At 72.9% G+C, this 14,092-nt stretch carries 13 protein-coding genes; 4 read left to right on the top strand and 9 right to left on the bottom strand.

Annotated features, from left to right (window positions below; genetic code table 11):
* Window positions 1–39: 39 nt before the first annotated feature.
* From AQI94_RS26595 to AQI94_RS26585, 3 genes are all read right to left on the bottom strand, one after another.
* Window positions 40–462 carry an ATP-binding protein gene (locus AQI94_RS26595; RefSeq protein ID WP_031051537.1) on the bottom strand — a complete coding sequence of 141 codons (423 nt, stop codon included), beginning with the start codon at window positions 460–462 and terminating at the stop codon, window positions 40–42.
* A gap of 808 nt (window positions 463–1,270) precedes the next feature.
* Window positions 1,271–1,738: a hypothetical protein gene (locus tag AQI94_RS26590; RefSeq protein ID WP_031051472.1), complete on the bottom strand. Its 468-nt coding sequence runs from the start codon at window positions 1,736–1,738 to the stop codon at window positions 1,271–1,273.
* A gap of 93 nt (window positions 1,739–1,831) precedes the next feature.
* Window positions 1,832–2,443: a hypothetical protein gene (locus tag AQI94_RS26585; RefSeq protein WP_031051469.1), complete on the bottom strand. Its 612-nt coding sequence runs from the start codon at window positions 2,441–2,443 to the stop codon at window positions 1,832–1,834.
* Window positions 2,444–2,654: 211 nt separating this feature from the next.
* Between AQI94_RS26585 and AQI94_RS26580 the strand changes: the two genes are divergently transcribed.
* The gene (locus tag AQI94_RS26580) at window positions 2,655–4,082 is read left to right on the top strand and encodes a transcriptional regulator (protein WP_031051467.1); all 1,428 of its coding nucleotides are present in this window, start codon (window positions 2,655–2,657) and stop codon (window positions 4,080–4,082) included.
* On the opposite strand, the gene AQI94_RS26575 is transcribed toward AQI94_RS26580, so the two are convergent.
* From AQI94_RS26575 to AQI94_RS45325, 3 genes are read right to left on the bottom strand one after another with little or no spacing between them, the layout of a single operon-like run.
* Window positions 4,079–4,447, bottom strand: coding sequence for a bleomycin resistance protein (locus AQI94_RS26575; RefSeq protein WP_037943550.1), 369 nt, complete (start codon window positions 4,445–4,447; stop codon window positions 4,079–4,081). The genes AQI94_RS26580 and AQI94_RS26575 overlap by 4 nt on opposite strands.
* A gap of 27 nt (window positions 4,448–4,474) precedes the next feature.
* A complete protein-coding gene (locus AQI94_RS26570; protein ID WP_031051463.1) occupies window positions 4,475–6,217 on the bottom strand; it encodes a pyruvate dehydrogenase in 1,743 nt (580 codons plus the stop codon).
* 54 nt (window positions 6,218–6,271) lie between these two features.
* The gene (locus tag AQI94_RS45325) at window positions 6,272–7,261 is read right to left on the bottom strand and encodes a protein phosphatase 2C domain-containing protein (RefSeq protein WP_062229964.1); all 990 of its coding nucleotides are present in this window, start codon (window positions 7,259–7,261) and stop codon (window positions 6,272–6,274) included.
* A 1,501-nt stretch (window positions 7,262–8,762) separates the two neighbouring features.
* Here AQI94_RS45325 and AQI94_RS26560 point away from each other — a divergent pair.
* Window positions 8,763–9,245, top strand: coding sequence for a DUF456 domain-containing protein (locus AQI94_RS26560; RefSeq protein WP_031050547.1), 483 nt, complete (start codon window positions 8,763–8,765; stop codon window positions 9,243–9,245).
* Window positions 9,246–9,360: 115 nt separating this feature from the next.
* Entirely contained in the window at window positions 9,361–9,732 is a 372-nt protein-coding gene (locus AQI94_RS26555; protein WP_031050542.1) for a PPOX class F420-dependent oxidoreductase, read from the top strand.
* A gap of 29 nt (window positions 9,733–9,761) precedes the next feature.
* Here the strand turns inward: AQI94_RS26555 and AQI94_RS26550 are convergent, their stop codons facing one another.
* The 3 genes from AQI94_RS26550 to rsgA all read right to left on the bottom strand — a co-directional run bounded on the left by AQI94_RS26550 (window position 9,762) and on the right by rsgA (window position 12,890).
* Window positions 9,762–10,244 (bottom strand): methylated-DNA--[protein]-cysteine S-methyltransferase, encoded by a 483-nt coding sequence (locus AQI94_RS26550; protein ID WP_031050540.1) that lies wholly within the window; start codon window positions 10,242–10,244, stop codon window positions 9,762–9,764.
* Between the two features lie 2 nt (window positions 10,245–10,246).
* Entirely contained in the window at window positions 10,247–11,626 is a 1,380-nt protein-coding gene (locus AQI94_RS26545) for a DNA-3-methyladenine glycosylase 2 family protein (protein ID WP_031050538.1), read from the bottom strand.
* Between the two features lie 172 nt (window positions 11,627–11,798).
* Window positions 11,799–12,890 (bottom strand): ribosome small subunit-dependent GTPase A, encoded by a 1,092-nt coding sequence (rsgA, locus tag AQI94_RS26540; protein WP_031050535.1) that lies wholly within the window; start codon window positions 12,888–12,890, stop codon window positions 11,799–11,801.
* 326 nt (window positions 12,891–13,216) lie between these two features.
* Between rsgA and AQI94_RS26535 the strand changes: the two genes are divergently transcribed.
* Window positions 13,217–14,029 carry a hypothetical protein gene (locus AQI94_RS26535; protein WP_031050531.1) on the top strand — a complete coding sequence of 271 codons (813 nt, stop codon included), beginning with the start codon at window positions 13,217–13,219 and terminating at the stop codon, window positions 14,027–14,029.
* Window positions 14,030–14,092: the final 63 nt, after the last annotated feature.

Here is a 14,092-nt window from a genome sequence, read left to right as displayed (position 1 = left end):
GGGGGCGTGACCGACGCGGTCACGCCCCCCTCCCGTGGTTCACGCCGCTCCGGCGTCCAGTTCGAACCAGACGGCCTTGCCCACGCCGTGTGCCCGTACGCCCCAGGCGTCCGCGAGGGACTGCACCAGGGCCAGGCCCCTGCCGTGCGTACCGTCGTCGGCGTTGGGTACCCGCACCCGGGGTATGCGGGCGACGAAGTCCCGCACCTCCACCCTCAGGGCCCGCGGGCCGACCGTGGCCGTGACGACCGCGTCGTGGTCGGTGTGCACGAGCGCGTTGGTGACGAGCTCGCTGGTGAGCAGTTCGGCTATCTCGGATCGTCCGGGCCTCCCCCAGTGCCGTAAGAGCTCGCGCAGGGCCCTGCGTGTCTCGGGTACGGCCCCCAGGTCCGCCCGCTCCAGTCTGCGCCGGAGCTGAGGCGACTGCGCCTGCTCCAGGGCGCTGTCGGCCTTCTCCTCCATGGTCTGTGCCGAGAAGGCCCCTACTGCCGTGGGACCGCCTCCTCGTGCCTGCCTCTTCATGACCCCCGCCCGCGTGCCGATGTCGGTTTCCCTCCTGCTCGAACACGTTCACGGGGATCCATGCCCCATAGTTCATGCGCCAGTCATGTCGAATCATCAACGACCAGGTGTTCGGCCACGTTTGCGGAGGCGACCGCGGCCATGGCGACGGAGCGGACGATTCCCGGTCGGCGCCCCGCGAACCCCCGCGTACGACGGCGCGGTTGCGAGCCAACGGCGCCGCTCGGCGGTCCGAACGGGCCGCCTGCCGCGCGGCGCCCGTGCCGCTGGTCCCCTCCGGACGGCATGTGCCGCGCGCCCGGTCCTCCGCCTGCCGGACCCCACGGGCGGCGCGCGAGCCGTTCACGAGCGGGAAGGCCGGCGAAAGTGCCTGTTCGGCGGGGTGGTTCAGGGGTCCGGGAGGAGCGGGCGGACCAGGTCCGGCTGGCGGGGACCGGCCCCGGCCGCTCCCGGGCCCAGGGTCGGCCGCCGGGTGAGAGGCCTTTCGTACGACGGCACGCGCGCCCCTGAACGGAGTGCGCCCCCGCTCGCCGGGACCCGAGGATCGGGTCCCGGCGAGCGGGGGTGAACCGGTGTCCGTGGCACCCCGGGACGGCCTCCGGTCCCCCGGTGCCGTGGGACTCCTGGCCCACCTGGCTCCGGGACGCCGGGACCGCCCGGCATGGGCCGATCCACCGATTCGGTGCTGCCGAACTCGTCGTATCCGGCGTGGAGTTGAGGCGGCAGCGAAACTGGCCTGAATCCGCCGCTACTTGCTCCCGACGCCCTTGGCGCCGATGTGGAGGATCTTGTGGCTGTCGCGGGTCATGTCGACCACGAGGGTGCTGGTCTGACCGGCGCTCCAGGTGAGGGTGACGGTGGCCTCGGTGCGGGCGGAGGTGCTGCCGTTGTCGGTGACCTTCCACGCGAGGGGCACGTTCTGGGCGCGCAGGACGCCGTCGGCGTGCTCCTTCTCCTCCCAGGCGTTCAGTTCCTTCTGGAAGGCGGGCGTCAGGTAGTGGGCGCGCAGGGCGTCCCGGAGTTCGCCGCTGCCCTCGTCGGTCACCGCGTCGATGTAGGCGCCGTAGAAGTCGGCGATGCGCGTGATGTTGTCGGAGGGCTTCCCGCTGACGCTGCGCGGTGCTCCGGCGGAGGCCTGGGCCGTGACACCGAGGCCGAGGGCCAGGGCGAGGCCGAGGGCCAGGGTGGTGCGGCGGGTCGCCTTGGTCGTGTTCATTCGTGTTCCCCGTTTTCTTTCGTTTCTGCTGCTGGTCGTGTGGTCCGTGCGGGGCCGCCCGCCCGGCCCCCGTGCGGGAGGGCGGCCCCGGCTTCAGTGGAGCTTGTTCACCGCGGTGGCGGTCGTCTTCTTGAAGGCCTTCACCGGGGCGTCGCCGAAGTCGCCCATCTGGGACCACTCCACGACGGTGACGGTCCGGTCGTCCCGGCCCACGGACAGCAGGCGGATGTCGGTGGCACCGTAGGAGTACTCCGTGTGCAGGCCGTGCACCCGGGCGCCCTCCTCGACCGCGACCTTGCCGTAGTCCTTGTACGTCGCCTCCAGTTCCGGGTCGCCCTGTTCGAGGCGGTCCGCGCAGGTGCGGATCTCCTTGTTCATGCGGGTGGCGAGAGCCGCGGCCTTGGCCTTGGTGCCGACCTCGATCGTCAGCTGCCGGGCGCTGGTGTCCAGGTCGGTGCGGAAGTCGCGGTACCGGGAGTCGTAGCCCGGCAGCGCGTCCTTCAGGCAGAGCAGCAGTTCGTCCGGGACGCCGTCGGTCACCTTGCCCGCCGTCCACGCCGACGAGGGGTGCGGCGGGAGGTCCCCGGCCGAGAGGAACTTCGGCGCGGCCGGCGCGGCTCCGGCCTGCACGGCCAGGGTGACGCCGAGCATGAGGCCGGTGAGAGAGAGTACGGTGAGCCCGCCTGCTCGACTGTGCTTGGGCATGAGTGTCCCCCGTGAGATACGTACCTGAATGTGGGATGCCACGACGACACCGGATGGTCGGTCCGGCCCGGTCGGTGTGACACCAAGAGCATCAGCGGTCACTCGGGGCGGACGCAACACGGGACACGGGATCCGTCGGCATGGAACCATCCCAGGCCGTCTGACGTGCAGGTATAGGGAGTGCCTGGGATGCGGGATCTAGGGGGAATCGTTGTCGGCACCGGAACCACAGGACGAGGTCCAGGAGTTCGCGGCCCTGCTGCGGCGGCTGAAGGAGCGCACGGACCGCAGTTACGGTTCGCTGGCCCGGCGGCTGAGCATGAACACCTCGACGCTGCACCGGTACTGCGCGGGGGACGCCGTGCCGGTCGACTTCGCACCGGCGGAGCGGTTCGCCGCCCTGTGCGGGGCATCGGCCGAGGAGCGGATGGAGCTGCACCGGCTGTGGCTGGCGGCGGTGGCGGCGAGGCAGCGGCCGCGGACCGCGGAAGCGGCGGAGTCATCGGAGCCGACAGAGCCGTCGTCGGCGACGGAGGCGGCGGAGGCGCCCGTCGTGCCGGCCGGGTCCGGGCGGGATCCGCGCGCCGAGGCGACCGGTGGGCCGGGCCCGCGGAGCGCGGACGAGGGACCGGGCGACGACGAGCACGCGGGTGCGCCGGACACCGTGCGGGTGACGGCGTCCGCTCCGCCACCCCGCCCCTGGTACCGCCGCCGGCGTTTCCTCGGCACCGCGGCCGCCGTCGTGGTCGCGCTGGCCACCCTGGGCAGCCTTTCGGCGCTGCCGTCCGGCCGTCCCGCCTCGGACAAGGTGGCCCAGGCTCCTGACCCGTCGTCGCGGACGACCGCGTCGGGCCTGCCCGGCCGTTCCGGATCGCCGTCACCGAGTCCCGACGCCACGTCCGCATCCCCCTCCGCCGAGGCCACCCGCACCCGTCCGTCCGCTTCGGCGTCCCACGGCCGCGGCACCGCGAAGGAGAGCGCAGGGGCCGGCCGGCAGGGGACCTCCGTCGGCACTCCCCTGACCTGGAGCGCGAACTCCCAGATCTGGGAGGGAAGCTGCGGTCACGACTACGTCATCGACAAGCCGCCCTCCCAGGTTCCCCCGCCCCCGCTCGTGCAGGACGCCGGGATCTGGGCGGCGACCCAGGGCGCGATCCACGGGCGGGAGACGAAGGTGCAGATCTCCGTGCAGGGGCGGTCGTCCACGGCCGTCGTCCTGGAGGCGCTCCGCGTCCGGATCACCGGCCGAAGCTCCCCGGCGCCCGGTACCGCGTACGCCATGGACCAGGGCTGCGGCGGCGGGATCACTCCCCGCGGCTTCGACGTGAACCTGGACATCGACCGCCCCGTCGCCCACGCGGTCGCCGGCAACGACACCGGGCAGACCGTCCCCGCGGTGGAGTTCCCCTACCGGGTCTCCGCCACGGACCCGGAGGTACTGCTGGTCACCGCGACGACGCAGACGTACGACTGCAGCTGGTACCTCGAACTCGACTGGTCCTCCCAGGGCCGCACCGGCACGGTCCGCATCGACGACCACGGCCGCCCGTTCCGCACGACCAGCATCAAGGGCCTGACCCGGCTCTGGTACGGCACGAACGCCGCGGGCGAGCGGGCGTGGGTGAAGTCCGAGGGCTAGGAGCCGGCCGGGGACCCGACCCGGTGAGCCGTGCCGTCGGCGTCCACGTAGGTGAACTCACGCAGCCCGTAAGGGGTGTCGGACGGCTCGACGAAGCGGCCCTCGACGCCGGACGCCGCCCACTCGGCGTGGACGGCGTCGGCGTCGCTCACATAGAGGTAGACGACGGCCCCGGTGCGCAGCGGGTCGTGCTCGGACCACTCGCTGAGGTGGATCGAGACCGACCCCCGCTCGACGAAGCCGTACGCCTGCGGACCGTCATGGGCACGAGCCGTGAAGCCCAGCCGTCGGTACCGCTCCAGGGCCGCGTCGAGGTCGCGGACCGGGACGACGGGCGCGACGTCGGTGAAGGCGATGTCCGGCATGCGCCCAGTCTGGCATCCACGGGCTCCTCAGGGCCGCGGCATGTTGCGGAGGTTGGAGCGGGCCATCTGGAGCATGCGGCCGACTCCGCCGTCCAGGACGATCTTCGAGGCGGACAGCGCGAAGCCGGTGACCATCTCGGCGCTGATCTTCGGCGGGATGGACAGGGCGTTGGGGTCGGTGACGATGTCGACGAGGGCCGGCCCCTTGTGCCTGAACGCCGACTTCAGCGCCCCGGCGAGGTCCTTGGGCTTCTCGACGCGCACGCCGTAGGCCCCGCAGGCCTGCGCCACGGCGGCGAAGTCGGGGTTCTTGTTGGCGGTGCCGTAGGAGGGCAGCCCGGCGACCAGCATCTCCAACTCGACCATGCCGAGGGAGGAGTTGTTGAACAGGACGACCTTCACGGGGAGGTCGTACTGCACGAGCGTCAGGAAGTCCCCCATCAGCATGGAGAATCCGCCGTCCCCGGACATCGACACGACCTGTCGCTTCCGGTCGGTGAACTGCGCGCCGATCGCCATGGGCAACGCGTTCGCCATGGACCCGTGCGAGAACGAACCGATCACACGGCGGCGGCCGTTGGGCGAGATGTAGCGGGCGGCCCACACATTGCACATACCGGTGTCGACGGTGAACACCGCGTCGTCGTCGGCGAGTTCGTCCAGTACCGAGGCCACGTACTCGGGATGGATCGGAACGTGCTTCTCGACCTTGCGGGTGTACGCCTTGACGACCCCTTCGAGCGCGTCGGCGTGCTTCTTGAGCATCCTGTCCAGGAAGCGCCGGTTCGTCTTCTCCTTCACCCGGGGCGTCAGACAGCGCAGGGTCTCCTTCACATCGCCCCAGACGGCGAGGTCCAGCTTGGAGCGGCGGCCGAGGTGTTCGGGCCGTACGTCGACCTGGGCGATCTGGACGTCGTCGGGGAGGAAGGCGTTGTACGGGAAGTCGGTGCCGAGCAGGATCAGCAGGTCGCACTCGTGGGTGGCCTCGTAGGCGGCGCCGTAGCCGAGCAGTCCGCTCATGCCGACGTCGAAGGGATTGTCGTACTGGATCCACTCCTTGCCCCTGAGGGCGTGCCCCACGGGCGACTTGACCTTCTCCGCGAACTCCATGACCTCGGCGTGCGCGCCGGCGGTGCCGCTGCCGCAGAAGAGGGTGACCTTCCGGGCCTTGTCGATCATCTCGACGAGCTTGTCGATCTCCGCGTCGCCGGGGCGGACGGAGGGCCGCGAGGTGACGAGGGCGGTCTCGGCGGACTTCTCCGGTGCGGGCTGGTCGGCGATGTCGCCGGGGAGGGAGACGACGCTGACGCCGGAGCGGCCGACGGCGTTCTGGATGGCGGTCTGGAGCAGCCGCGGCATCTGCTGCGGGCTGGAGATCAGCTCGCTGTAGTGGCTGCACTCCTGGAAGAGACGGTCGGGGTGGGTCTCCTGGAAGAAACCGAGGCCGATCTCGCTGGAGGGGATGTGCGAGGCGAGGGCGAGAACCGGGGCCATGGAGCGGTGGGCGTCGTAGAGCCCGTTGATGAGGTGCAGGTTGCCGGGCCCGCAGGAACCGGCGCACGCGGCCAGCTTCCCGGTGATCTGGGCCTCGGCGCCCGCGGCGAAGGCGGCGGTCTCTTCGTGCCGCACGTGCACCCAGTCGATGGCGGCGTTGCGGCGGACCGCGTCCACGACCGGGTTGAGGCTGTCGCCGACGACGCCGTAGAGGCGCTTCACCCCGGCCTTGACGAGGATGTCAACGAACTGTTCGGCGACGTTCTGTTTGGCCATGGATCCATGCACCCCTTCGGTCTCCTTGGGTCCATCAATCCACAATGACCGCGATCACGCCTCCCAAACAGCGGCGGCGGTACGGTCGTCGGCGTATCCCTTGACCCGGACCTGGGAGTCGGCGAAGAACGCGGCGAGTCCGGGCGGGGTGGGGTCCGACCACCGTCCCGTGAGGTACTCGCGCAGTTCGGCCTCGCCGCGCAGGGGCTCGGCGAGGCCGCTGGTGCACATCAGAAGGGCATCACCCGGGCGGGCGACGGAGGCGCGGAAGCGGAAGGCCTCGCGGGGTGGTTCGGGTGCGGGTTCGTAGGGGCTCGGGGGTGTGGGGATGCCGAGGTCCATGGTGAGGCGGTCGCCGTCGGGGGTCTCCGGGGGCAGCGAGCCGAAGCCGACGACCGGTTCGCCGGTGAGGTCGGTGACCTGGGGTTCGATGTCGTGCCACGCGCCGTCGCGGAGGCGGAAGAGGCCGCCCGCGCCGACGCCGAAGAAGACGCGGACACGGCAGTCGGGGTCGGCGGGCAGGAGCAGACAGCGCAGGCTGGCGGCGTACTCCTCCGGGTCGATGCCCTGCTCGACGGCGCTGGCGCGGAGCTTGCCGAGACTGCGGTCGGTGAGCCGGTGCAGCCCTGACTTGAGGTCGCCCCGGCGGGCGGCGCCGATGTCCTGCGCGAGCCGGGCGTGACTGCGTCCCACGGCCCGCCCGATCCAGTGACACGCCTCGGCGGCTGCACGGTGGGCACCGGGGGTGGCGCGGGCGCCGGTGGCCATGGCGACCAGGATCAACGCCTGGTCGCCGGTGCCGAAGCGGGCGGTGAGCAGGGAGTCCCGCCGGGGCTCGCCCCGGAACCTGGCCGAGTCCCCGCGCACGGACACCGCCCGCAGCGTGCAGGCCCCGTACCTGGCCCCGTCCAGCACAGTGTCCGCCACCAGGTCGTCGAGTTCGTCGGGGTCGGCGGGCGGGAGGGCGGTGGGTTCGGCGTCGTAGGTGGGCGGCCCGGACCCGACGAAACCGACGGGAGCGGGCGGGAGGGTGGGCAGGTCCACGCGGGTGGCGGTACGGAGCGCCTGCGGGGCGGGGTGGGTTGCGTCCCGGTGGGGGGCGCTGTCCTGATCCTGCGCGGGGGGCGGGGGTGGGGGCGTGGGGTTGGGCTGGGTGGAGCCGGGGCCGGTGGGGGGTGGGGGTGCCGTGGGGGGCTTTTGGGTGGGAGTGGCGCCGGGGGTGGGGGTAGGGGCGGGGGCGGGGTTCAGGCCTGGGGCGGAGACGGGGTCGGGGTCGGGGCCTGAGACGGAGCCCGAGTCCGAGACGGGGCCGGAGCCGGAGCCCGAGGCCGAGCCCGAGGCCGAGCCGGAGCCAGGCCTAGGGGCCGGGTCGAAACCGGAGTCGGGACCGGGGGCCGGGACGAAGCGCGGGTCGGGGCCGGGGGCCGGGGCGAAACCCGGGGCTGGTGGTGCGGCCCACCAGTCGCCTTCGCTTCGCTGGGTGCCGGCTGCAGGTCGCTCTGCGGGCCTCGGAAGGCTTTCGGGGCGGCCAGGAGCCGGCACGTCCTCGTCACCGCCGACGGGGGCGGGCCCACCGGAGGCCCCCTCAGGCCAACCGGCACCGCCCGGCCCACCTTCACCCGGGCCGCCTCCGCGAAAGCCGGGCCCACGGGCGTCGCCGCGGTCCGGCGAGACGGGCCGGTCGGGGACGGCGTCCCGGGCCGGACCGGCAGCGGGGTCGCCCGGCGGGACCGGCCCGCCGAAACCACCGCCGCCCGCGTCATCGGTGCCGGCCGGCGCGGCCCGGTCGTCGGCGTGCTGTGGGGGTGGGGCCGCGGGGCGAGGCGGGGCGGAAGGGGGTGGGGGCGGCGCGGTCGGGGGCCTCGGGGGCTCGGTCGGCACGCGCGAGGCCGGGACGGTCGTGGCCGGAGGGGTCTCCGTGGACGCACGACCACTCGCGGGCCGGTCCTCGGGCGCGCGCTCGGCGAATCCGGGTGGGTAGGAGGCGGGTGCGTCAGAGGGCGCTTCCGGTCCCCAGGGGGCGCGGTGCCGGTCGGCTGGAGGGGCCGTCGCGTCGGGGTCGCCAGTTCGCGGCGCGGGGACCCCGGTACCGGGCCGAGGGCTCCCCACTCCGGAGTCGGTGCCTCCCCCACCACCCCTCTCGCGGGGCACCGCGGCTTCGTCGGCCGTGCTCACCCTGGCCCCGGACCCGTCCCGTACCGCCCCCGCCGCCGAGGCGAAGCGGTCGTCGAGGGTGTCGGGGGCCGGTGCGGGGCCCGTGTCGTCGGCGGAGTCGTACAGCTGCCCCCACCAGTCGTCCTCTTGACCGGTGGGCCTTCCCCCCTGCTGGCTCATGCCCCCAATTGTCCACCGTGCGGGCCGTATGAAAACGGGGCATCCCGAAAATCAAGTGCCGCCGCACCCGCCGAACGGCGTGTCGAGTGACCTGTCGAACGCGTGTTGCCCAGCAGGCCGGCCGGCCTCCTACGACCCGCTCGCACCCGCCGGTCAGGCCGCCGAGAACCTCTGATCTGCGCTTGCGTCCGTCCTCCGGCACCCTGGACGAATGGGAGTGTGGGACCTCCTGCTGGTCGGCCTGGTCATGCTGTTCGGCCTGGTCGGGGTTCTGGTGCCCGGCGTACCGGGGTCGTGGCTCGTGTGGGCCGCGGTCCTGTGGTGGGCGCTGAAGGACCCGCAGCCGGTCGCGTGGGGCGTGCTCGTGGGGGCCACGGTCGCCCTGTTCCTCTCCCAGGTGGTGCGCTGGGCGCTGCCGCCGCGCCGGCTGCGGGAGAGCGGGGCCACCCCACGCATGGCCGTGTACGCCGGGGTGGGCGCGTTCCTCGGCTTCTTCCTGATCCCCGTGCTCGGCGCGATCCCCGGGTTCATGGGCGGCATCTACGTCTCCGAACGCCTCCGGCTCGGCGGCCACCGGGAGGCGAGGACCGCCCTGCGCACGGCGATGCGCTCGGGCGGCTCCAGCGTCCTGGCGGAACTGTTCACCTGCCTGCTGATCACGGGCGCGTGGCTGGGGGCGGTGCTGTGGGGATGAGACGGATCGCAGCCCCACGCGGCCCCACGCAGTCCTGGGCAGGCCTGAGCGGTCTGGGCAGAGTTGGGACCAGATACCGATGTGCGGGCCGCGCGCACGTGTTTGGGTGGCTGGCATGACCGAATTCAGCGAGGCCGAGCGCGCGTACCTGAAGTCCCAGCGGCTGGGGCGGCTCGCCACCGTCGACCCGCACGGACAGCCGCAGGCGAACCCGGTCGGTTTCTTCCCGCAGGACGACGGCACCATCCTGATCGGCGGTCACGCGATGGGCCGTACGAAGAAGTGGCGCAACCTCCAGAAGAACCCGAAGGTCGCCCTGGTCGTCGACGACATCGTCAGCCTCGACCCGTGGACGGTACGCGGCATCGACATCCGCGGGGAGGCGGAACTCCTCACGGGCCCGCACGAGTTGGGCCCGCACTTCAGCGAGGAGCTGATCCGCATCCATCCGCGACGGATCCACAGCTGGGGACTGGAGGAGTCCTAGGGCCCCGAGGCCTGGAGGACCTGGAGGACCTAGAGGGCGCCTTCGAGGGTGAGCAGGGCCGTCTTGCGCTCCAGGCCGCCCGCGTACCCGGTGAGCAGGCCGTTCGCGCCGATCACCCGGTGGCACGGGCGGAGGATGAGCAGGGGGTTCGCGCCGATCGCGCCGCCCACGGCCCGGACGGCGACGCGCGAGGCACCGACGCGGGCGGCGATCTCGCCGTACGTCGTCGTCGCGCCGTACGGCACGTCGTCGAGGGCGTCCCAGACGCGGGTCCGGAAGTCGGTGCCTGTGGGGCGCAACTCCAGCCGGAACTCCTTGAGTTCACCGGCGAAGTAGGCGGCGAGCTGCTCCTCGGCCTCCCGGAAGGGGGCAGGGTCGTGGACCCAACCCTCCTGGACGGTACGGCCGTTCTTCTGACCGGGGACGGACAGCGAGGTCAGCGCACCGGTCTCGTCGGCGGTGAGGAGCAGGGCCCCGACGGGGCTGTCGACGTGGGTCCAGCGGATGGCCATGATTACTCCAACTCTCCTGCTGTGCGCAGGTGTTGCCAGGCGTAGGAGCGCCAGGGGCGCCAGGTGTCGGGGGTGTCGAGGCCCGGTGGGGCGACATCGGGGTCGCCGAGGGCGCGGGCGCGGATGACGGCGACGGTCCGGTCGTCCAGGCCGGGCAGCGCGCGCAGGGCGTGCTGCGCCTCGTCGCGGTCGGCGCCGGGATCGAGTCGTACGGTTTTGTCGGCGAGGGCGGTGGCGAGCGTGCCGACGGCGCCGCCCGCGTCGCAGAGGGCCGCGGGCTCGGGGAAGAGATGGGTGAGGCTGCCGCAGGGCGCGTCGAGGGTCTTGCCGTAGCGCCGCACGAGCCGTTCGGCTTCCGCACGGCCGACCAGGCTGCGTACGGCGTACTCCTCGGGGTCGGCGGCGCCGGGCGACCGGAGTCCGGGGCGGGCGGCGACCAGCGGGGCGAGCCGGGTGTCCTCGCCGAGCCGCTCGTCGACGGCGTAGGGGTCGGCGTCGAGGTCGAGGAGCCGCCGCAGCCGTCCGACGGCGGTGGTCAGATCGCGGGGGTCGGTCAGGTGCAGACGGGCGTCCAGCCAGCCGCCGGGATGCGCGCCGGAGGTGGTCCTGGGCGCGCCGGGGCGTTCTTGGACGGCGACGATGCCGGTGCCGTGCGGGAGGCGGAGGGTACGGCGGTAGGTGCGCCGGCCGGATGCCCCGCTCACCTCCTCGACGCCGGGCACGGCCTCGATCTCCAGCAGGTCGAAGACGGCATCGGACCGGTAGGGGCCGCGGTGGGCGAGCCGCAGCGGGATGCCCGCCGTGGGGGTGGCGGCGCGGCGGGTGGTCCGGGCCGCGGCCCGCAGGGCGCTGGGCGTGGCGGCGTAGATCTCCCGGACCGTGTCGTTGAACTGCCGCACGCTGGCGAAGCCCGACGCGAACGCGATCTCCGTGACCGGCAGGCCGGTGGTCTGGAGCAGGACGCGCGCGGTGTGGGCCCGTTGGGCACGGGCCAGGGCGACGGGTCCCGCGCCGAGTTCGGCGGTGAGCTGGCGCTGGACCTGGCGGGCGCTGTAGCCGAGGCGGTCGGCGAGCCCGGCGACGCCTTCCCGGTCGACGACACCGTCGCCGATCAGGCGCATCGCCCGGCCCACCACGTCCGCCCGGGCGTTCCAGTCCGCGGAGCCGGGCACCGCGTCCGGGCGGCACCGCCGGCAGGCCCGGAAACCGGAGCCCTGCGCGGCGGCCGCCGTCGCGTAGAAGCGGACGTTGTGACGCTTGGGGGTCACCGCAGGACAGCTCGGCCGGCAGTAGATCCCGGTCGTCTCGACGGCGAAGAAGAACTCGCCGTCGAACCGGGCGTCCCGGCTGCGCACGGCCTCGTACCTGGTGTCTTCGTCCATCACGCCCTCCAGTCTCCGCCCTCGGCGAGGGTGCCGCTGGCGGAAATCGGACAGCGCGGTGCGCGGGGCGCGGGGCCGCGGTGCGCGGGGACGGAGCGACAGGTTCGTGGACGGGTGCGGGTCCGTCGTGGCCGGTCCGGTTCCCCGCGCCCCTGACCCGGCCGCCGGACCGCTACGCCCAGCGTCCCCGCTTCGCCTCCATCGCCGCCTTGCCCTGCGCGCCCCGCTTCTTCCACTCCTTCCGGATCTCCGAACGGAGCCTGGCGTCCGTCTTCGCGACGATCCGCTGGTTCTCGCGGATCAGCTTCCGGTAGCTGTCCAGCCGCCGCTCGGGCAGTTCACCGGAGTCGAGTGCGGCCAGCACCGCGCACCCGGGCTCGCTCTCGTGCGCGCAGTCGTGGAAGCGGCACCGCCGGCCCAGTGCCTCGATCTCGGAGAAGACCTGTCCGACACCGCTCTCGGCGTCCCACAGGCCCACCCCCCTGAGGCCGGGCGTGTCGATGAGGACACCCCCGCCGGGCAGGGCGAGGAGGTTACGGGTCGTGGTCGTGTGGCGGCCCTTGCCGTCCGCGTCCCGGGCGGCCTGGACGTCCATCACGTCCTCGCCGACGAGCACGTTCGCCAGCGTGGACTTCCCGGCACCGGACTGCCCGAGCAGCACGGTCGTACCCCCGGAGACGAGCGCGACGAGCACATCGAGCCCCTCCCCGTCCAGCGCGCTGACGGTCAGCACCGGAACACCCGGCGCCGTGGTCTCCACGTCCTCCACGAGATGCGCGAGCGTGGCCGCGTCCGGCACGAGGTCGGCCTTGGTGAGCACGACCAGCGGCTGGGCGCCGGACTCCCAGGCCAGGGCCAGGAAGCGTTCGATACGGCCGAGGTCGAGTTCGACGGCGAGCGACACGGCGACGACCGCGTGGTCGACGTTGGCGGCGAGGATCTGCCCCTCGGACCGCTTGGAGGAGGTGGAGCGCACGAACGCGGTACGGCGCGGCAGATACGTCCGTACGTACTGCGGATTGCCCGCGGGCTCGACGACGGCCCAGTCGCCGGTGCACAGGACGCGCATCGGGTCGTTCGGGGTGACGAAGGCGGTGTCCGCCCGCAGCATCCCGTCGGCGGTGACGATGTCGCACTGCCCGCGGTCGACCCGGACCACACGTCCGGGCAGGAGCCCCTCGGGCACGTAGGGGGCGAACGCGTCCGCCCATGCCTCGTCCCAGCCGTAGGGAGCGAGAGCGGAGAAAACTGAGGTGGAAGTCAAGGGAGACCCTTCACAGGGTGGCCCCGGCACCAGGAGTCGGTGTCAGCCGAGGGCCACGGAGGTGGACTTGATGATCTGGATGCGGGCAGCACTCGTCGCAAAGACAGTCATCGGTCGACACCTCCTTCATTCCTCGCTCGTGGGGCGCGGCAGCCGTGAGCCGCCGTGCGAAGTGATCTCACTTTAGGGGCGTCGGCGTAGCGGGCGCCACCGGTTTTCCGGACCCGTCCCGAGCGTCCCGCTCACTCGAACAGCCCGGTGCGCTGGTCGTCCGGAGGAAGCGGTTGTGGCATGGAAGCCGACCCCCAGCTCCAGGAGACCCCGTGATGAGCCATCGCCCGCCCCGCCCCCTCCGTGTCCTCGCCCCCGCCCTGGCCGCCGGAGTCCTGTTGACGACCGCCGGGTGCTCGGACGGGGAGGACAGCGGGCCGGACCGCGCGGACACCACGCGGATCTCCTCCTCGCCTCTCGCGCAGGCCTCCGCGGCCCCGCTCACCGCGGCCGGGGCGCGGGCCGCGCTGGTGACCGAGGCGGATCTGGAGGACGACTGGACCCAGGTCAAGAACGCGGCCACCTGGCACGACAGTCTGCTGGTCGGCAAGGTGGACGTCGCCGACTTCATCACCGGCAAGGCGGACGCCGCCGACTGCCAGAAGCTCCTCGACCGGCTCTACGACGACGATCTCCTGGGCAAGCCGTCCGGGGCGTCCGCGCTCACCGGCTTCGTGGAGGGCGACTCCCGGCTGCTCTACCAGGTGGCGGCCTATGACCGGGCGGGGCTGGACAAGACCTTCGCCTGGCTGAAGAGCCTGCCGGTCAAGTGCGACCAGTTCACGGTGAAGGACACCTCCGGCGCTCAGCGCACGGTTCAGGTGACGGAGCGCTCCCTGCCCAAGGAGGGCGACGCCCGGCAGGGGCTGCGGGTCATGATGCAGGGCACCTCGGGCGGCTCGCCCACCACCCTCACCCTGGATGTCGCGGCGCTGCGGGTCGGCACGGACGCGATCAGCCTCACCAACGGCGGGCTCGACGGGGTCGACGGCGACACCACCGAGCAGGCGGCGAAGCTCGGTACGGCCCGGCTGGAGGACGTCCACGCGGGCCGTACCCCGGCCGCCGACCCGAGCGAGGTCGACTGAGGGTCCGGTGAGGGGCGTCCGTCCCGGAGCCCTCACTCGCTCCGCCCCGCCGCCGCCCTCCGG

The organism is Streptomyces pseudovenezuelae (genome assembly GCF_001513955.1).
Classification (GTDB): domain Bacteria; phylum Actinomycetota; class Actinomycetes; order Streptomycetales; family Streptomycetaceae; genus Streptomyces; species Streptomyces pseudovenezuelae.
The sequence above is the reverse complement of the archived record's forward strand: the minus strand, read 5'-3'. Positions and strand labels throughout refer to the sequence as shown.

Coding starts and splice junctions, on each gene's coding strand:
- AQI94_RS26595 (WP_031051537.1), bottom strand. CDS start 462: ATGGAGGAGAAGGCCGACAGCGCCCTGGAGCAGGCGCAGTCGCCTCAG.
- AQI94_RS26590 (WP_031051472.1), bottom strand. CDS start 1,738: ATGAACACGACCAAGGCGACCCGCCGCACCACCCTGGCCCTCGGCCTC.
- AQI94_RS26585 (WP_031051469.1), bottom strand. CDS start 2,443: ATGCCCAAGCACAGTCGAGCAGGCGGGCTCACCGTACTCTCTCTCACC.
- AQI94_RS26575 (WP_037943550.1), bottom strand. CDS start 4,447: ATGCCGGACATCGCCTTCACCGACGTCGCGCCCGTCGTCCCGGTCCGC.
- AQI94_RS26570 (WP_031051463.1), bottom strand. CDS start 6,217: ATGGCCAAACAGAACGTCGCCGAACAGTTCGTTGACATCCTCGTCAAG.
- AQI94_RS26560 (WP_031050547.1), top strand. CDS start 8,763: ATGGGAGTGTGGGACCTCCTGCTGGTCGGCCTGGTCATGCTGTTCGGC.
- AQI94_RS26555 (WP_031050542.1), top strand. CDS start 9,361: ATGACCGAATTCAGCGAGGCCGAGCGCGCGTACCTGAAGTCCCAGCGG.
- AQI94_RS26550 (WP_031050540.1), bottom strand. CDS start 10,244: ATGGCCATCCGCTGGACCCACGTCGACAGCCCCGTCGGGGCCCTGCTC.
- AQI94_RS26545 (WP_031050538.1), bottom strand. CDS start 11,626: ATGGACGAAGACACCAGGTACGAGGCCGTGCGCAGCCGGGACGCCCGG.
- AQI94_RS26535 (WP_031050531.1), top strand. CDS start 13,217: ATGAGCCATCGCCCGCCCCGCCCCCTCCGTGTCCTCGCCCCCGCCCTG.